The organism is Vibrio sp. 10N.237.312.B06, assembly GCF_041464685.1.
GTDB classification, from domain to species: domain Bacteria; phylum Pseudomonadota; class Gammaproteobacteria; order Enterobacterales; family Vibrionaceae; genus Vibrio; species Vibrio tasmaniensis_A.
Window position 1 is genome coordinate 15,892 of the sequence record NZ_JBFSPI010000029.1, and the last position, 19,046, is coordinate 34,937.

Sequence of the window (19,046 nt, forward strand, 5' to 3'; positions counted from 1 at the left end):
TACATTTAGGCTCTCAGTGATTTATGGGCAAGTCACTGAGGGCTTTCAACGTTGAACGAACTGTTAATGCTGAACAAATAGCAATCTTTAATGCTTATTATATCTGCAATATAACTGTCATTTAGCTACTATAAATTTGTCACTCAACTGCAACATTCTCAGTTTAAATTTGGTATATACCACATAGAGAGTGCTGTAGTATGAGCAACCAAACTTATTTGAATATTGAAAACGTTGTAAAGCAATTTGGCCAATTTACAGCGTTAAAAGACATCTCCCTATCGATAGATAAAGGCGAGTTCGTCTGTTTTCTTGGCCCGTCCGGCTGTGGAAAAACCACCTTATTACGTGCGATTGCAGGTCTAGACTTGCCAACTTCAGGTTCTATTGAGCAGAACGGTAATGATACGACCTTCTTGCCACCAGAAAAGCGCGACTTTGGCATCGTGTTCCAATCTTACGCTTTGTTTCCAAATCTCACTGTGGAAGAAAACATCGCAATTGGTTTGAAGAATCAAGGGATGTCGACCAAAGAAGCCCTTGAGACGGTTGAGTCTTGGTTAGAGACTATCGGCTTACCAACGTCTGGTCAGAAATTCCCCAATCAGCTATCTGGTGGACAACAGCAGCGTGTTGCTCTGGCTCGCGCATTAGCGTTGTCTCCAGGCTTGTTGTTACTCGATGAACCGCTTTCTGCGTTGGATGCGAAGGTAAGAACACACCTGCGTGATGAGATCTGCCAACTGCAACGTAAGCTGGGTATCACCACTATTATGGTGACGCACGACCAAGATGAAGCCCTAACGATGGCCGACCGTATTGTCGTGATGAATCATGGTGTTATCGAGCAGGTCGGTGCTCCACAAGAGATCTACCAAAAACCCGTCAGTCGTTTTGTAGCTGAGTTTGTTGGCAGCATGAACTTCATTCAAGCTTCTGTCGCAGCGCAAGGCAAGATACGTATTGCTGAGTCGATGCTACCGTTGCCGGGTTTGGATAACCTCACGCCAAATCTGGGTGATGTTTTCGATATTGCCGTTCGTCCAGAGCAAATCCAGTTTGTTGATCGTTTTAGTGAATCCTTGCCAGTGAGAATCGTATCAAGCGAATTCTTAGGGGCGTTTTATCGTGTTGAGTGTCAATTGCAACATGACTCAACGGCGAAAGAGATCATCGTTGATGTATCAGTCAAAGAGTTCAACCGATTGAAGCTGCGTCGCAGTGATATTCGTTATGTGGCGTTTGACCAAGAAGGCCTGAGAGCTTACCCATCGGAAAGCCTGCAAGTGATGAAAGACGAGGCGGCGTAAATAATCATGGAATCGACTCAAATGATGCAATCTAAGCTGCTAATTCAACGACGAGTACAGCCTTTTCTTGCTCGATTAAGTAAAGACAACGTAATCCTATTTGGGCTGTTGGCCTTTTTGTCTGTTGTCATGACGCTGTTTATCCTGATGCCACTGTGGGCAATGTTGAAAAAAAGCGTTCAGAATGCAGACGGAGAATTTGTAGGATTACAGAATTTCGCAACGTATTTTGCTTCGCAGAGCCTGTGGCAGTCGGTAGGCAATACGTTCACGCTTGGGTTGTTAGTGACGGTTGTCGTGGGAGTATTAGCGTTTGGCTATGCCTATGCTTTGACTCGTTCATGCATGCCTTTTAAGGGGCTTTTTCAGGTGTTGGGTTCAGCGCCGATTCTAGCTCCGTCGTTGCTTCCTGCCATCAGTTTGATCTTCTTATTTGGTAACCAAGGTATCGCAAAGGAAGTCTTGGGTGGCAATTCGGTGTACGGCTTGATTGGTATCTCACTGGGCCTGATATTCTGGACGTTTCCACATGCCTTAATGATTTTAACTACTTCATTGAGAACCTCTGACGCTCGTCTTTATGAGGCGGCACGTGCACTCAATACCTCATCGCTAAAAACCTTCTTCATGGTGACGTTACCTGCGGCAAAATACGGTTTGATCAGCACTCTGATCGTGGTGTTTACGCTGGTGGTTTGTGACTTTGGTGTGCCAAAGGTGATTGGTGGCAGTTATAACGTTCTATCGACTGACATCTTTAAACAAGTGGTAGGGCAACAGAATTTCTCTATGGGTGCAGTGACCAGTATTTTATTGCTATTGCCTGCGTTGCTTGCGTTTACTGTGGATCGCTGGGTTCAAAAGAAACAGAAGAGCTTGTTTGATACTCGATCCGTCGCGTACCAACCTGAACCAAACACTCTACGTGATGGCGTGTGTTTGCTCTATTGCACCATCATCTCTGCTGCTGTGGTTATCGTGCTAGGCATGGCGATATACGGTTCTATGGTCACGTTCTGGCCTTGGAACAAAGCACTCACCTTGAATAACTACAACTTCGCAGAAATGAGTACTTATGGTTGGACGCCGTTTTTCAACTCTCTAACGCTGGGTGCATGGACTGCTATTATCGGTACAGTGTTGATTTTCCTTGGTGCATATTGCATTGAGAAAGGCAGAGCATTTGGTCCTGTTCGTCAAGCAATGCAGATGCTCAGTGTGGTACCGATGGCTGTTCCGGGTATGGTGTTGGGCTTGGGGTATATCTTTTACTTCAATGATTTGAGTAACCCACTCAACTTCTTGTATGGCACGATGGCGTTCTTGGTGATTAACACCGTGGTTCACTACTACACAGTCGGCCACATGACAGCGTTAACCGCATTAAAACAGCTGCCTGAGGAAATAGAAGCGACGGCGGCGTCGGTTAACCTACCGCAATACAAGCTGTTCTTTAAAGTGACGGTTCCGGTTTGTTTGCCTGCGATTTTAGATATTGCGACATACCTGTTTATTAATGCACTTACCACGACATCTGCGGTAGTATTCTTGTATTCTACCGATACGATACCTGCGTCAGTTTCAGTACTGAATATGGACGATGCGGGGCAAACCGGTGCAGCCGCCGCCATGGCGGTGATGATCATGATATCGGCAGCGAGCGCGAAGTTGATTCATATGTTAATCAACAAGTTATTCGAGAAGCGCACCCAAGCTTGGCGTAAACGCTAGCGAACCATTTTATATTGCAGTTGGCCAAGGAGTGGCTGACGACAAGAACAAGAATAGAAGGAAATGAAGTGCAGTACGTAAAAATCAAAGATGTCATCGTAGAGCAGATAGAGTCGGGCATGTTAACACCACGACAGAAGCTGCCTGCGGAGCGCAAACTGGCTGAATCGTTTGATACAACACGAGTAACGTTGCGTGAAGCGCTGTCTTCACTTGAAGCTGAAGGGCGTATTTATCGAGAAGACCGCCGTGGTTGGTTTATCTCTCCAGCGCCGCTGCGCTACGATCCAACACAAACGCTGAACTTCACTAATATGGCTCTGTCGCAGAATCGTAAGCCGAAAACAGAATTAGTGGCAGCGAAAGGCATGTTAGCAACCAAGGAGGCGACTAGGCTTCTTGAGCTACAACCGTTCTCAGATGTTTATCGAGTAGACAGAGTTCGTTATCTTGAAGACAGGCCCGTTGTGTATGTGACCAACTACATTCGACCTGAGCTGTTCCCTAATTTGCTTGATTATGACTTGTCGAAATCGTTGACGGACATCTACCGCGAGCACTTTGGTGTGGTGTATCAGAAGATCCGTTACCGAGTGAGCACAACGTCTTTGCTTGGCGAAACCGCGCAAGCCCTGCGCGCGACTTCTGGTTCTCCGGCTATGGTGGTTGAGCGTGTTAACTACAATCAGAACGGCGATTTGATTGACTGCGATATTGAGTATTGGCGTCATGATGCGATCAGTATTGAGTCGATAGCACAGCTCGAGCGCTAGTCATACATTTAGAATGCTGGCATATCTGCAATTATGCAGGTTCGCCCAATTGAAACGACCAAAGGTCTCTTATTCGGAGGCCTTTTTTATCACCTGTTGTCAGCCGTTGTGCTAATTGATCAATAATTTAGGATTGAAATGGAATTCTCTGCCATTGTAATCGTGATTATTTCGGCTTTGCTTCATGCGGGTTGGAACGTTCTAGGTAAATCTAATCAAGGATCGGGTTCGTCTTTCTTCCTAGCCTCTGGCTTTGCCGCCGCAGCGATATTGACACCTTACTTGCTCTGGTATGTTCACAGTGTAGGGCTATCAAATATCTCACTTCCATTCTGGCAACTGGTTTTCTTGAGTGGGATCTGTCAAATCGTCTATTTGATTGGGTTAGGCGCGGCCTATAAACAAGCTGATATTGGTGTGATTTACCCAATGGCACGAGCACTGCCTGTGTTGATGGTGGGTTTAGGCACGGTGTTGATCGGCTATGAATTGTCAGCGAATCAATGGATTGGGTTCACTTTAATAACCTTAGGCTGCTTGTTTGTACCACTTAAGCAGTTTTCAGATCTTAGGTTAAAAGCGTATCTGAACCTTGGCGTGCTGTGGGCGTTGATCGCCGCTATTGGTACCACAGGCTATTCCATCATTGATAAAGAAGCGTTACTACTATTAGAACCGTTAAGCACATCTATTATCACAAACAAGCACACCGCGATTTTCTACCTAGGCATTCAGTTTTGGGCGATTGTGATTCCGCTGAGTGTTTGGTTATTCGTAACCAACCAAAGAATCGAATTTCATAATGCTTGGTTATTGCGTAAAAGAGCAACACTTGCTGGCATCATGATGGCTTCGACTTATGGTTTGGTGTTATTTGCGATGACTATGACAGAGAACGTCAGCTTGGTTGTTGCACTTAGGCAAGTAAGTATCATCTTCGGCGTAGTGATGGGGATCTACTTTTTAAAGGAAAAGTGGCACGTTACACGTGGTGTAGGCGTCGTTTTTATCATTACTGGCTTAGTTATCTCACTGATTTAAAAAGAAATTAAATCCTACCTCCAACCTATAATGTGACTTTTCAGTCGCATTTTTCTTATTGATAGCAAACGTTTTACTAATGTTAAAGATGTGACCCTTCTCATAGACAAGGCTGTAAAGTTACCGGTAACATCCACCTCAACGTTACCGGTAACATATAATTACAAACCGGACTCTGTGAAACTCATAAGGATACCCAAATGAAAGCTCTGACTAAAACGCTGATTGCTGCCTCCCTTACTGGTCTATTTGCTACTTCAGCAATGGCTGCAGACTTTAAACTTAAAATCCAATCTTCAGATCCATCTGGTGATTTGAACTTCAAAGTTCAGCAGAAGTGGGCTGAGCGCGTAGAGACGATGTCTAACGGACGTATTGATATCGATCTTCTGCCTGTAGGCGCTGTGGTTAAGCACACAGAAACGCTAGGCGCGATCAAAATGGGCATCCTAGATGGTCACATCACAGCAACAGGTTACTTCTCTGGTAAAGATCCAGCATTTGGTCTTATCGGTAACATGGTTGGTGCATGGTCAGACACAACACAACTGCTTCAGTACATGAACTACGGTGGTGGTAATGAGCTAATGACCGAACTGTACAAGCCTTACGGCGTTCAGTTTGTTGGTGCTTCTACGACGGGTGTTGAATCTTTCATTTCTAAAAAGCCAATCGATGGTGTTGCGGATCTTAAAGGCCTGAAATTACGTGCGCCTGAGGGCCTAGTTCAACAAGTATTTGCAGCGGCGGGTGCGACTCCAGTAAACCTGCCGGGTTCTGAAGTATTTACTGGCCTAAGCAAAGGCGTAATTGATGCTGCGGACTACACGGTATTTTCTACCAACCAAAAAGCGGGCATGAACGATATTGCAACACATCCAGTTCAACCTGGCTTCCACTCATTGCCGCTTATCGATATCTCTGTATCTCAGAAGAAGTGGGACAAGATGCCAGCTGATCTACAAACAATGCTGCAAACATCAGTGCGTGACTTCTCTTACGACATGACAACTCAGCTGAAAATGGCTGACCAAGCTGCGCTTAAAGAAGCTCAAGCGAATCCTGAAATTACTATCCACGACTGGTCACAAGAAGAACGTAAGAAGTTCCGTGAAATCGCGAAAGGCCAATGGAAAGTATTTGCCGAGCGTTCTGATAACGCAGGAAAAGTTTACACTTCAGTAACAGTGTTCCTAGAAGAAAACGGCTTACTGTAATTTAAACTTAGGCAACTGACGGGGGAGGGCATTGCTCTCCCGTATTCTCCCAGGAAATTTGGCTCATGACCGATAAAATCCCCCACGCCCCAGCTGAAAACGACGAGCAACCAAGAAATGCGCTTGATCGTTTTGTTATAAAGTTCAGTAATCTCGTTAGCTGGTTGTTTATTTTTACTGTATTGATTTCATTTTATGAAGTTGTGATGCGTTACGCATTCGATGCCCCGACCACATGGGTACATGAAACAGCTTCTTTCATCGGTGGTTCTTTATTTATTATTGGTGGTATCTACGCGTTTGCTGCGAATAAGCATGTGCGTGTGGTTCTTATCTACGATTCAGTGTCTAATCAAGCACGCAAATATCTTAATCTTGTTCACCACATTGTTGGTTTGGCCTTTGCTGGCATGCTCGCTTACGCGGCTTATTTCACTGCGGAAGAAGCGTGGTTTGCACCTTGGGGTGAATTCCGCCTTGAAACATCAGGCTCAGTGTTAAACGCGCCTTATCCAGCGTTGCTGAAAGGCCTGATCTTTGTCGTTTTGTGTGTTCTTGTTGTCCAGTTTGTATTGCACCTAATCCAAGAGTTGATGGGTCTAAGGAAGAATGACGATGTTTGATTTATCTTCTATTGGTATCGCATGGGGCAGTTTGCTCATGCTGGTTATGATGATTGGCTTGCTACTGACCGGTATGCAGCTAGCGTTCGTAACAGGCTTTGTCGCGATTTTCTTCACTCTGTGTTGGTTTGGTCCTGATGCCCTGCCTTTGATCGCAAGCCGTACCTACAGCTTTGCTTCTGGTTATGTTTTCCTTGCTGTTCCGATGTTCGTATTGATGGCGGCTTTATTAGACCGTTCGGGTATCGCGCGTGATCTGTTTGATGCAATGAAATCTGTCGGCCGTAAGGTTCGTGGTGGTGTTGCAGTTCAAACGCTATTAGTAGCGGTTCTATTGGCTTCGATGTCAGGTGTTATCGGTGGTGAAACGGTACTACTGGGTATTCTTGCTCTGCCACAAATGCTTCGCTTGGGTTATGACCGTAAGCTTGCTATCGGTACAACCTGTGCGGGTGGCGCACTTGGTACCATGCTTCCACCAAGTATCGTACTGATCATCTACGGTATGACCGCCAGCGTATCGATTGGCGACCTGTTTAAAGCGTCATTCTTACCAGCGTTTATTCTTGCTGGCTGTTACATCGGCTACGTGCTGATTCGTTGTAAGCTAAACCCTTCTCTTGCGCCAATTCCAAGTGATGATGAGACAGAAGAAGACATTGCCAATCAGCCAAGCTACTTCAAAGCTCTGTTCTTCCCATTGCTTTCTGTCGCAACGGTTTTGGGCAGTATCTACACCGGTATCGCATCAGTAACAGAAGTGTCTGCTTTGGGTGTAGTTGGCATCATGATTAGTGCGCTAATCCGTGGTGAACTGAACTTCAACATGTTGAAGGAGAGTGCCATTGCGGCATGATCATGTGGATTGGTATCGGTGCAAGCGCATTGGTTGGTATCTACAACCTGATGGGCGGTATTGATTTTGTTGAAGAAACCATCCTTGCGCTCAGTGGCGGTAACGCGACAGTAACGCTATTAATCATGATGGCTATCTTGTTGGTACTAGGCATGTTCCTTGACTGGGTAGGTGTAGCACTTCTAACAATGCCAATCTTCGTTCCAATCATCACTGGCCTTGGTTTTGACCCAGTATGGTTCGGCGTTGTGTTCTGTCTAAACATGCAGGTGTCGTTCTTGTCACCACCATTTGGTCCTGCGGCATTCTACTTGAAATCAGTAGCACCAAAAGACATCAGCTTAGGTGAGATTTTCTCTTCATTACTGCCGTTCATTGCACTTCAAGTATTGGTTCTGGCACTGGTTATTATCTTCCCTCAGCTCGCGCTTTGGTGGCAATAACAGCGAAGGTTCCTGAGTGAGTTTAACGTTCAGGAACCTATCAATAGCAACACAAGTTTAACTATTAGATTTGATTGTCAGCCCCTGTTTTGGTTGGGGCTTAGGGAAGGCTTGCCTTATGAAAAGCAAAAAAATACTCGTGATGGGCGTATCTGGATGCGGAAAAAGCCTAATTGGTAGCCGTATCGCACAGGCTTTAGAGCTTCAATTCTTTGATGGCGATGACTTCCATCCGCAAAGCAATGTAGAAAAAATGCGTCAAGGTATCCCGCTGACTGACGAAGATCGTCAAGGATGGCTAGAAACACTCAACAAGCAATACATTGAGCAGCCAAGTGCTGTGATTGCATGCTCTGCATTGAAACCTCAATATCGCGACATTCTACGAAAGAACAATGAAGGCTTAGTTATCGTGTACCTACAAGGTAGCTTCGACACCATTTGGAACCGCCATAAAGCGCGCGAGAACCATTACTTCAATGGTCAAGAAATGTTGAAAAGCCAATTCGCAACCTTGGTTGAACCGAATGAAGCCGATGCGTTGTTTGTTGATATCTCACAAGATGTCGAACAGGTAGTAGAAAGTGCACTCAAACAAATTAAGCAGATAGGCTAAACCATGACTCAGTTAAAAAACGACATCGCGATGATTGGTTTAGGAGTGATGGGCAAAAGCCTCGCACTCAACCTACTGGATAACGGTTTTAACGTTGTTGGCTTTGATTTGAATACAGACAACATTGAGCGCGCTAGTTCAGAAGCAAAGCTGCTTAATGAATCGTTTACTGGTAAAGGCCAGTTCACAAAAGGGACTAGCCTTAAGCATGTGCTGCAAGGGCTCGCGAAGCCGCGTGTAATCGCTTTGTCGGTTCCTGCTGGAAAACCTGTCGATATCGTCGTCAATAGCTTGCTTGATGCTGGCTTAGAAAATGACGACATTGTTATCGATACAGGCAACAGCCTTTGGACAGATACCGAGGCGCGTGAAGTGAGCTACAAAGGCAAACTGCGCTTCTTTAGCACCGCCGTTTCTGGTGGTGAAGAAGGCGCTCGTGTTGGCCCTGCGCTGATGGCGAGTGGCGACCAATCAGCTTGGCAGTATGTAAAGCCGATGTGGGAAGCGATTGCTGCTAAAGTGGATGCGAATGGACTACCGGTTGCTCAGTTTGAAGCGGGTGAAGCGTGCGCGGCGTATGTTGGTCCTTCTGGTACAGGGCACTATGTGAAAATGGTACATAATGGTATTGAATATGCCGACATGCAGCTTATTTGCGAAGTGTACCAGTTCATGCGTGATGTGCTTGAAATACCAGCTCAAGAGATTGGACAAGTCTTTGAACAATGGAACAACGGTGTACTTAATAGTTACCTGATGGAAATCAGTGCCGATATTCTTCAACAAGAAGATGTTGTAACGGGTAAGCCGTTCGTTGAGGTTGTGCTTGATAAAGCAGGGCAGAAAGGCACGGGTTTGTGGACAGCAGTTAACAGCCTGCAAGAAGGTTGTCCAACGCCAACCATTGCACAGGCGGTTTATGCACGTGCGATGAGCGGTCAAAAATCACAACGTATTCAAGGTAGTCAGCTTCTAAAAGGCAGTATTGCTGATGCCAGTCAGCTGGATAAAACAGAGGCTATTTCTGAGCTTCACGATGCTCTATATTGCGCCAAGTTGTCTGTTTACGCGCAAGGTTTTGATTTACTGAAAACAGCGTCAGACAAAGAGGGATGGAATCTCGATTTCACTCAAATAGCTAAGATTTGGCGAGCTGGTTGTATTATTCGTGCCGCTTTCTTGCAAAGTATCACATCGGCTTACCAACAAAATAGTGAGCTAGCGAACCTGTTGTTTGATGAGGCTTTCATCAAACAAGTGAAAGAGCGCGAGCTTGCTTGGCGCATCGCGGTAGCGAACTCAGCTCTGTATGGTGTGCCGATGCCGGGAATCAGCTCTGCTCTGAGTTACTTCGACTCATTACGTTGTGAGGTGTTGCCTGCAAATCTGCTGCAAGCGCAACGTGACTATTTTGGTTCTCATACTTATTCGCGAGTCGATAGAGATGAAGCTGAAAAGTTTCACGTGACTTGGAGTCAGTCTCCAAGAACTGAAGTAAAAGTGAACGTTTAAACAATCAATAACGCCCTCAAATAAGAGGGCGTTATTTTTATTCGTTTTAAACCAAAACAAACATGTCAACAGTGTTGAATAAATCTATTGACTACTGACGCCACCATAACGTATGACCATCATCTCAACATGACTATCATAGGTTGCGCACCTTTGGTTGTGGGGATAAGAGATTCCCTTGATTACTTCATGGCTGTTTTAGAAAAGTTTTCCCCAAATTGAAAAGATGTTTAATGATTTCGATTATTCCAATAATACTGGAATAGAAATGCGTACACTTCCTTCGCGTTATGGTTATGACGGAACTGTTTTATCTCAAAAGGTCATTCCTTTTCCGAACTTGTTTACTGGCGCACATTACTTCCCCTCAATTTATGAATACTTACCCGTAGAGTCTTTGAAAGCGGCAAGTGCTGTAGTTCAAGAGAATATCAAAATAATATATAGTAAATTTGCAAATTGTAGTGAGGTTGTAATGAATGTAATGCTATTTAGTAACGGTAAGTTACCAGGTGACACATCACTTTTGGAGTATGGTAAAGAGTGGATTCGTCCAATGATGGAAAAGACTCAGCCTAAAAAAATGTTGTTTATTCCATTCGCAATGATTCGAGGGCAATACTCGGATCGCACGCAGCAATTACAGCAAGTGTTCGATGAATATGATTGCGAAGTGGTGAGTATTCATGAAGCCGAAGACCCAGTGCAAGCCTTGAAAGAGGTTGATGGTATCATCATTAGTGGCGGTAATCCGTGGGTACTTAACCGTATGCTTCACGACCTAGGCTTGGTAACACCGATGCGTGATGCTGTGATCAACAAAGGTAAGCTGTTTATTGGTTGGAGTGCGGGAACAAATGTCGCAACCCCAACGATCCGTACTACTAATGATATGCCAATTGTCAGTGCTGCTATCTTGCCTGCGCTTAATTTTGTGCCATTTCAGATTAACCCTCACTATATAGAAGCATCCATTTCTGGGCATATGGGCGAAACACGTGATGAACGTATTGAAGAGTTCTTGTGCATGAACCCAAGTGAAGTCGTTGTTGGTATCCCTGAAGGGACGATGCTGCAAGTGTGTGAAGGAAAATTAACGTACCACACCGCGACAGGCAAGCCAATGAAGCTCTTTAAGCATGGTCAACTTGCTGAAACGTTCGCAGCGGACAGCGATCTTGCATTCTTGATGGACATCGGTTGCTAGATAACCAATAGACTAGATAGCCAATAGAGACAGGCTACTGCCTCTTAATAGGGGTTGGCTATGTACGCAATTGCAATGGGTTAGACGAAACCCCAATCTTGATCATCCAAGGTTGGGGTTTTTAATACGTAATATACACATCAAGTGTAAGTTGAGAACTTATTGACCATCGTCTTCGAAAATAAGAATTGTTAGTTTTATTGGTGGCAAAGCGACGTGTGTGTTTATGATCTGATATCAAGTTTTAGGTGTTTAGTTCTTCTAAAGTAGTCGAAATTCGTTACTATGTTACCAGTAACATTAATCGTAACCATGATGCTGTCAGTATGCTAAGTAAGAAAAAACGTCCCACATTACAAGATGTTGCCAACCTAGTTGGTGTCACCAAAATGACCGTCAGTCGCTGCCTAAGAGACTCTTCACAGGTATCAGAAGCTCTGCGCGATAAGATCAGCGCTGCAGTAGACGAGCTAGGTTATATTCCTAATCGTGCGCCAGACATTCTTTCCAATGCAAAAAGCAATGCGATTGGTGTTTTGGTTCCCTCGTTAACCAACCAAGTTTTTGCTGAAGTTATCCGTGGCATTGAACAAGTCACAGCGCCCGCAGGCTACCAAACCATGATTGCCCACTATGGCTATAGCGCTGAACTGGAAGAGCAGAGCATCGCTTCACTGCTTTCTTACAACGTTGATGCGATTATCCTTTCAGAAAATGTGCACACTGATAGAGCGCGTAAAATGCTGCAGACTGTTTCTATCCCTGTGATTGAAATTATGGATTCGGTGTCTCCCCGTATTGAACAAGCAGTGGGCTTTGATAACTTTGAAGCGGCTAGAGCGATGACTAAAACCATGCTCGATCGAGGGCGTACCAATATCGCTTATTTGGCTGCTCGAATGGATGAACGTACTCGCTTGAAAATGGCGGGATATGAGCATGCGATGCAAGAAGCCGACAAAACGCCAGTAACGCTGCAAACGGAAGACGCGTCCTCGTTTACTTTAGGCGCAAAACTGATTGGTGAGTTACTTGATAAGCACCCTGAAGTGAATGGTATTTTCTGTACCAACGATGATTTAGCGATTGGTGCTTTTTACGAATGCGTACGACGTGGTATTCAAGTTCCCGAGAAGATGGCGATTGCGGGTTTCCACGGACACGACATCACAGTGGCGATGACGCCGCGTTTAGCGACTGTAGTAACACCAAGGGAGCAGATCGGTAAAGTCGCTGCACAGCAAGTTGTAGCGCGTCTACAAGGCAACAAAGAATGGGTGGCGAAGCTGGATCTCGGTTACGAGATTGAAGTGGGAGAGAGTATTTAATCTTACACTTCGGCTTTGCTCTTCATTGGATTCAAACTAAAACGCCCTTAACGAGATGAACTTCGCTAAGGGCGTTTTTATTTATCTGGCAAAAAGATGTATGTAGTAACAGACTTAACCCGCTAAAGCTTGAGCATCTTGTTGCTTCAACACTTTGTGGCCGTCTTCAGTGACGCCACGTTTCCAGTAGCTGCTGATGTAGATGTTCTCTTTCGCGACTTCTTTTTCGTTGCGGAAGTATTGTCTCAGCTCGCGCATGCTTTCAAACTCACACGCTGCCCAAATTGAAACCTGACCGTCTAACCATTCTAAATTGCGAACCGTTTGTGAAAGTGTTTCTTCAGTTTCATCTTCAATCAACCAAGTGACTTTTATACCTTTAGGTGCTTCAAGCGTTTGTTTATCTGCTGCTGAATTGATCTGGATGACGGCGTGACCTACGGCGTGCTCTGGAAGCGATTTTACTTTTGCAGAAAGCGCAGGTAGGGATGTCATATCTGCAACTAAGAAGAACCAGTCTGACTCTAGGTTAAGTCCTTGAATTAAACCTGGGCCAGCCACTGAAACTGTGTCACCCACTTTCGCGCTCATTGCCCACCTTGCTGCAAAACCACACTGCAAATCTGTAGTGATGTGGCGAACGAAATCAACCTCAATAAACTTCTCTGAAGGGTTGTACTGACGAATGGTGTAAGTGCGCATGGTTGGGCGCTCACCTTCGTTCAGTTGGCTCAAATCAGTGGTGCCGAGTGGCGAGAACAAAAGCTTGATGTAGCCGCCGGCACATTCGGTTGGATACTTACTTAATCCTTCACCGCTAAGCGTTATACGCTGCATGTTCGGTGTAATGGTTGAGGTTTGAGTAACAGTTAATGTGATAGGGCTAGGCTTGCTCATATAAGGCTCTCTTAGGTTTTGATTCCGACATCATAATCCTGAACTAAAAAACACTCAATACTAATAGTTATCATTTACTTTGATTTACACAGCGCAACGTAACTTGAATCACCAATCTATTTACCCTGGCATCCATACCGACAAAAAAGCCCTTTAGAAAACTAGAGGGCTTGAAGTGTTATAGCTATTTAACGTGAGCAGAATTAGCTGTTTGCTTGCTCTAGTTCAATCGTCTCATCTGCGGCTTTCGCTGCGTCTAGCATCTTACGAATAATGAACGATGCTGCCATTGCGATACCCACCATTACAACCGCTAGAACAGTCAGCATTTGGAAGTAATCACCGTAAACCGTTTGAACGATCTCTTGTGTGATCTCTTGGCCTTTCTCAAGTGCAATAGACGTTGAGAATACAGCACCAACAATGCCTGACATTGCGATTGCTACAGAGAATAAGCTTACTGAGAAGTTCTCGATGTGCTTAGGTGCAACAGACAGAATGAAGGCTACAACCATAGAACCAACAATAACTTCACCAAATGCCAGGAAGAAGTGGATTGCTAAGAACACTTCAGGGCGAATCAGAATATCCTCACCTACGGTCGTTACTGCCATCGTTAAGATACCGAAAGCGATCGCCGTCAGAATGAAAGAGAAACCTACTTTGGTTGCGGTAGAGAAGTGAATGTTTTTCTTTTCTAGCTTAGAGAAGATACCCGTAATAATAGGGCCTGCAACCATACACCAAAGTGGGTTCATTGCCATTGAAGCTTCTGGGGCTACAGGGATGAAGCCGAGTAGAGCGCCACGCATTGTGTTGATCGCTACCATTGTCATCGACGTCATCATTTGGCCGTAGTACACGAAGAAGCATGTCGTCAGGAATGTGATGATTAAGATAGTACCCATTTTCAGCATGTCTGATTTCTTCGATTTCATCATCAAAGAGACAAAGTAGATGATCGCTGCACCACCAATTGCGTACACAATGTTCTGGCCGATATCCATGTTAGAGAACATGAAAAATACCAAGCCAATCATTGCAGCAGAAAGACCGAGGAACGCAGCCCAGTTTTTCGTGCTAACTGGTTTTTGGTCGATTTCAGCACTTGCTTCAACAAGGCCTTTGCGAACAAAGAGCATCATCAGAAGTGCAGCACCGGCTAGAACACCTGAGAGAAGGAAGCCACCGTGGAAACCGACAACTAGCACTAGCATTGGGAACAGGTATTGACCTAATAGAGCACCAATATTGTTTACTGAGTAGTTGATTGGGTAGCAATTTTCGAAATCTTCTTGAGTTTTGAACGTGCGTTTGTAAAGACTTGGGTAAGAAGGGGACATCAAACCACGCGCATAACTCGCTAAAGCAATACCACATAAAGCCATTGGAACATTAGTCGCTGCGGCACCGAGTACCAGTAGACCATAACCACTTGCGAATCCGAGAAAGGCAATGGTCAATGATCGGTATGCGCCTAAAAATTTGTCGGCGATGAAACCGCCTGCGATAGCAAATAGCGGTCCGATTGCAGAGAAAGCACCAACAACCATCATGGTGTCGGCTTCGTTGTAGTTCAGATCTTCAAGGAAGAAGCGAGTCAAGATCACCATGACGCCATAGAACGAAAGTCCGAACATCATTTGGCAGAACATCATTGATTTGTTTAATCTATTCCACATTATTTTATTCTCAAATTTGTGTTGATTTGTAGTGTAATTACCCAATTATAATATCATTAATAGCAATACATAAAATGAAACATTTGCTGTGTTCGTTACTTTGCTCTCTATATCTTTTCTTATCGGGCGATTCATTTTTCTCATGCATTAAATGTGCAATATTAGATTTTGCTAGTGGATGGTTATGTAAATGTCGGTCAGATTTATTTGTTGCTAATTCGCGAGCCAAGAACGGAAAGTTACAGGTGGTAATCTTGTAAAATATTCAAGTGAGTATCACTTTCAATTAGCTGTTGGATTTTAGCCAATAAAAAAGCCAGCTTGGTGGCTGGCTATGTTTGGGTATCGAAAACGACGTTTACGAGAATGCCGTCTCTACAGCGGCTTTCTCGACTCGTGTTTTATACCAATCGTAGTAAATAGCTGGTCATCCTAGCTTGTTAAAACGCTCAATAACTACTTATCGAAACTTCTTATCGAGAAGAGCCGCCTTGTTCTTGAGCCTTTTTCCTGCGCTATTTATGATCACTTACTTACTGTGATTGGTATTCGCGGTTATTCACAAGGAGGAGCCATGTGGATCACGGCCAAGCCACCTAAGGACGTTTCACGGTACTTTTTGTTCATGTCTTTACCTGTTTGGTACATGGTTGCGATAACCTTGTCTAACGAGATAAGACACTTACTGGTGCGTTTCAGCGCCATACGTGATGCGTTGATGGCTTTCATTGCGCCCATTGCATTGCGCTCGATACATGGCACTTGAACAAGCCCGCCGATTGGATCACATGTCATACCTAGTGAGTGTTCCATAGCGATTTCAGCTGCGATGCAGATTTGTTCGTTGCTACCACCGCGTAGGGCGGTTAAGCCTGCTGCAGCCATTGATGAAGATACGCCAACTTCGCCCTGACAACCCACTTCTGCACCAGAAATCGAAGCGTTGGCTTTGTACAAGATGCCAATAGCGCCAGAGACTGCTAAAAAGTCTTTCAACTGCTTGGTGTCTAGCTCTTTGATGAAGCGGTGGTAGTACATTAGTACCGCAGGGATAACGCCAGCCGCTCCGTTAGTTGGCGATGTTACGACTTGTCCACCCGCAGCGTTTTCTTCACTAACAGCAAAGGCAAATAGGTTAATCCAATCCATGATCTCCATTGGATCGTTTTCAATCGAAGCATTGGCCTCAAGCTTTTTCAAAAGAGCAGGGGCTCGACGCGTCACTTCTAGACCGCCATCAAGGATGCCTTCAGTGTCGAAGCCTCGCTGCATGCACAGAGACATCACCTTCCAGATTTGGTCGGCTTTCTGGTCAATCGCATCCATACCTTGGAAAGACACTTCATTACGCAGGATTAAGCCTCCAAGGCTAAGTCCTTGTTGCTCTGATAATTCAAGTAGCTGGTCAGCAGAAGTAAAAGGGAACTCAACTTGCGTTTTCGCTTCTTGCTTGCCATTTTGTAGCTCATCAGCGGTTGCGATAAAGCCACCACCAATAGAGTAATAGGTTTCCATCTCTAAAAGACTACCGCTTGCGTCAAAAGCAGAGATGGTCATGCCATTTTCATGCAGCGGAAGGTTGGTTTTATGGAACAGCAAGTCGCTTTCTACGTCGAAGTGAATTTCATGGTTACCGCTAACCAGTAGAGACTTATCTTCAATTGCTTTACGCATTGCTTTGTTAGCACTGGTAATTTTAATGGTGTCGGGGCGGTTGCCGAGTAAACCTAATAAGGTTGCTCTGTCTGTATGGTGACCAATACCCGTTAATGATAACGAGCCGTATAAGTCGATTTGAATACGCTCTACTTGTGTAAGCTGAGCATCAATTTTTTGGGTAAAGTTAAACCCAGCGATCATTGGTCCATTTGTGTGGGAGCTGGACGGTCCAACCCCAATTTTGTAGATATCAAAAATAGACAGCATAGTAACTTCCTGTGAAGACGGTTCGATGAACGAACTCTGTGTAAAATTTGTATTTCGTTAGTTCCACTTCTGTGAGTGAACCTGTTCTTTGGGTGAAGCAGTTCTTTGGCTGAAACAGTTCTTTGGCTGAAACAGTTATTCGATTGAGCTGGCTCTTTGCTTTAAAGGTCTCTTTTATTGAAACTCGTGTTGAGCAAGCATAGAGCGATGAAATACAAGAGCGTGCTATGTTTGCTTTAAAGCGACACGTCTATTCTTGTATGACCCGAGATGTTGCTATCAATAGTGAGCATTATTGAGAGCAACATGTAAGAATTTCAAAATACTTTTGTTAATAAGTATTGTATACATAATTCACTCCATCTAATCACTAAAACGAGACTTGAACATAAAATGAGCATTATTCACCTCCTTATTGTGCTAGGTAAGCGACTTAATGAGAATAAATTGACTAATGAAGGAATCAGTCGAGTTGATGCTTTAGTTGAGTATCTGGCTGGGCCTTTGGCTGAAGAGTCGAACCAGCAAACGGCTGTGGCGTTCTGTGGTGGGGTGACACAAGGCCAAACCCTTTCTGAAGCCGATGTGATGCACGAGTATTTTCGAGAGCTTGAAAATCAACGTGAGTATCCGTTTCCCATAGGGGCGGTTTTACTTGAGCAGCATTCGACAAATACGGTTGAGAACATTCAAAACTTGGCCTCAGATATGATTGAAAGTGGGCTGTTTACACGCGGGCAGCGTGTGAAGGTGACGTTCGTTTCTAATGACTACCACATACAACGTATCTTCGAGATTCAATCACTGATGGACGAGCAAGGTTTGCTTAAGGTTTTGGTCGAGAAGTGCTCTGCACTTGGGGTGAAACTACAAATAGATCCTCAGCGAGAGGCTCATGTCGCAGTGCCATACCCTCATCAAACAGAGCAAGGGCAATTGTTTCTGTTAATGGATGCTCTGACGACCTACCGAGTCTATCTTGAAGGTGTCTCTGTGGGTGCATTTAAGAGGGATTTGGATTCAGTAAGACGAGAGCCAGAAAGGTTGTCTTTGGAAGCCTTGTTAGCGGCAAAGGAGTTAGTTGGGCGTTCATCTCATTTTGATATCGTAGAAAGCTTGCTTCCAGTGTTGGAGACCTGCATCCAAAATACCCCAGTCGGAATCGGCATAGAAAAAGTTAGGGAGTACCTAGCATTGCTCGATACCAACCTGACTTTATTGAATCGTTATTTAGATCCAGAATCAGATCACACACATCGCTGGTGGAGATAGCGAAAACACCAATATTAGTCATACAGGTAGGTAGCCAAAAGGTGCTTTGTGTATAAAGGTGATGTGTATGTAAAGTTGATGTGTATAGTAAGGTAAACCGACCGCTCGATAGCGAACAGTTTACCTAATGTCATGTGATTTGATTGGGTGGCATTCGTGAAGGGTTAACGTCGTGTATAGGTGTGACGTCAATAGTTCACGATGTCGCAGCTTAGCTTTCTTCTTTTTGCTCATGGTTGTTGCGGTAGTATTCCCACTGCTCGATACGCTCACCGTCATCAAATACACAATAAGTAGTGCGTTGATTGTTTTCAGTTACGGTGTCTAATTCACCATCTTGTTGAACACAATAAACCGCAGCAGGGTTAGCCACTGAAACACGTTGGCCTTCGCTATATTCTGCATAGTCGTTTGCACAACCGCCCAACACAACGGCAAATATAGCCATCAAACCAATTTTCTTCATGTTTATCTCCTACGTGATAACTCTATAATCGAATGCGTTAAGTTCTACAGAACCAGATTAGAAGCTCTATGAAACTAGTATATTTTAGATTTCAGAAAAGGTTGTTCTAATTTGGTCAAGATATTGAAATAGGTTGATATTTCGCT

At 44.6% G+C, this 19,046-nt stretch carries 15 protein-coding genes and 2 pseudogenes; 13 read left to right on the forward strand and 4 right to left on the reverse strand.

The annotated features are described in order from the left end of the window. Positions 1–200 precede the first annotated feature (200 nt). The 12 genes and pseudogenes from AB6C75_RS10130 (at position 201) to gntR (ending at position 12,657) form a co-directional block, all read left to right on the forward strand. Entirely contained in the window at positions 201–1,310 is a 1,110-nt protein-coding gene (locus AB6C75_RS10130) for a putative 2-aminoethylphosphonate ABC transporter ATP-binding protein (RefSeq protein ID WP_372107696.1), read from the forward strand. 21 nt (positions 1,311–1,331) lie between these two features. Beyond that, positions 1,332–3,041 (forward strand): putative 2-aminoethylphosphonate ABC transporter permease subunit, encoded by a 1,710-nt coding sequence (locus AB6C75_RS10135; protein ID WP_372107708.1) that lies wholly within the window; start codon positions 1,332–1,334, stop codon positions 3,039–3,041. 68 nt (positions 3,042–3,109) lie between these two features. Continuing rightward, complete coding sequence (phnR, locus tag AB6C75_RS10140) at positions 3,110–3,814, forward strand: phosphonate utilization transcriptional regulator PhnR (protein WP_004730140.1); 705 nt, start codon at positions 3,110–3,112, stop codon at positions 3,812–3,814. Positions 3,815–3,952: 138 nt separating this feature from the next. Then, positions 3,953–4,855, forward strand: a complete 903-nt coding sequence (locus AB6C75_RS10145; RefSeq protein WP_372107697.1) for a multidrug transporter — start codon at positions 3,953–3,955, stop codon at positions 4,853–4,855. Between the two features lie 200 nt (positions 4,856–5,055). Continuing rightward, complete coding sequence (locus AB6C75_RS10150; RefSeq protein WP_135383707.1) at positions 5,056–6,072, forward strand: TRAP transporter substrate-binding protein; 1,017 nt, start codon at positions 5,056–5,058, stop codon at positions 6,070–6,072. Positions 6,073–6,137: 65 nt separating this feature from the next. Next, complete coding sequence (locus tag AB6C75_RS10155) at positions 6,138–6,695, forward strand: TRAP transporter small permease subunit (RefSeq protein WP_004730132.1); 558 nt, start codon at positions 6,138–6,140, stop codon at positions 6,693–6,695. Further along, positions 6,688–7,994, forward strand: a pseudogene (locus AB6C75_RS10160) (TRAP transporter large permease subunit). The gene AB6C75_RS10155 and the pseudogene AB6C75_RS10160 overlap by 8 nt, the downstream one beginning before the upstream one ends. A gap of 118 nt (positions 7,995–8,112) precedes the next feature. Beyond that, positions 8,113–8,610 carry a gluconokinase gene (locus AB6C75_RS10165; RefSeq protein WP_017059513.1) on the forward strand — a complete coding sequence of 166 codons (498 nt, stop codon included), beginning with the start codon at positions 8,113–8,115 and terminating at the stop codon, positions 8,608–8,610. 3 nt (positions 8,611–8,613) lie between these two features. After that, positions 8,614–10,122 (forward strand): NADP-dependent phosphogluconate dehydrogenase, encoded by a 1,509-nt coding sequence (gndA, locus tag AB6C75_RS10170; RefSeq protein ID WP_372107698.1) that lies wholly within the window; start codon positions 8,614–8,616, stop codon positions 10,120–10,122. A 244-nt stretch (positions 10,123–10,366) separates the two neighbouring features. Next, positions 10,367–10,573 (forward strand): annotated as a pseudogene (locus AB6C75_RS10175) (peptidase T); the annotation flags it as partial. A 24-nt stretch (positions 10,574–10,597) separates the two neighbouring features. Next, positions 10,598–11,329: a dipeptidase PepE gene (gene pepE, locus AB6C75_RS10180; protein ID WP_372107709.1), complete on the forward strand. Its 732-nt coding sequence runs from the start codon at positions 10,598–10,600 to the stop codon at positions 11,327–11,329. A gap of 326 nt (positions 11,330–11,655) precedes the next feature. After that, a complete protein-coding gene (gene gntR, locus AB6C75_RS10185) occupies positions 11,656–12,657 on the forward strand; it encodes a gluconate operon transcriptional repressor GntR (protein WP_029222988.1) in 1,002 nt (333 codons plus the stop codon). 114 nt (positions 12,658–12,771) lie between these two features. On the opposite strand, the gene AB6C75_RS10190 is transcribed toward gntR, so the two are convergent. The 3 genes from AB6C75_RS10190 to AB6C75_RS10200 all read right to left on the reverse strand — a co-directional run bounded on the left by AB6C75_RS10190 (position 12,772) and on the right by AB6C75_RS10200 (position 17,162). Beyond that, positions 12,772–13,554, reverse strand: coding sequence for a siderophore-interacting protein (locus AB6C75_RS10190; RefSeq protein ID WP_372107699.1), 783 nt, complete (start codon positions 13,552–13,554; stop codon positions 12,772–12,774). A gap of 203 nt (positions 13,555–13,757) precedes the next feature. Beyond that, complete coding sequence (locus AB6C75_RS10195; RefSeq protein ID WP_372107700.1) at positions 13,758–15,236, reverse strand: peptide MFS transporter; 1,479 nt, start codon at positions 15,234–15,236, stop codon at positions 13,758–13,760. A 555-nt stretch (positions 15,237–15,791) separates the two neighbouring features. Beyond that, complete coding sequence (locus AB6C75_RS10200) at positions 15,792–17,162, reverse strand: L-serine ammonia-lyase (protein WP_372107701.1); 1,371 nt, start codon at positions 17,160–17,162, stop codon at positions 15,792–15,794. Between the two features lie 393 nt (positions 17,163–17,555). Here AB6C75_RS10200 and AB6C75_RS10205 point away from each other — a divergent pair, with 393 nt between their 5' ends. Then, positions 17,556–18,434: a YdcF family protein gene (locus AB6C75_RS10205; RefSeq protein WP_372107702.1), complete on the forward strand. Its 879-nt coding sequence runs from the start codon at positions 17,556–17,558 to the stop codon at positions 18,432–18,434. Positions 18,435–18,645: 211 nt separating this feature from the next. On the opposite strand, the gene AB6C75_RS10210 is transcribed toward AB6C75_RS10205, so the two are convergent. Next, positions 18,646–18,900 carry a DUF333 domain-containing protein gene (locus AB6C75_RS10210; RefSeq protein WP_372107703.1) on the reverse strand — a complete coding sequence of 85 codons (255 nt, stop codon included), beginning with the start codon at positions 18,898–18,900 and terminating at the stop codon, positions 18,646–18,648. Between the last annotated feature and the right edge of the window lie 146 nt (positions 18,901–19,046).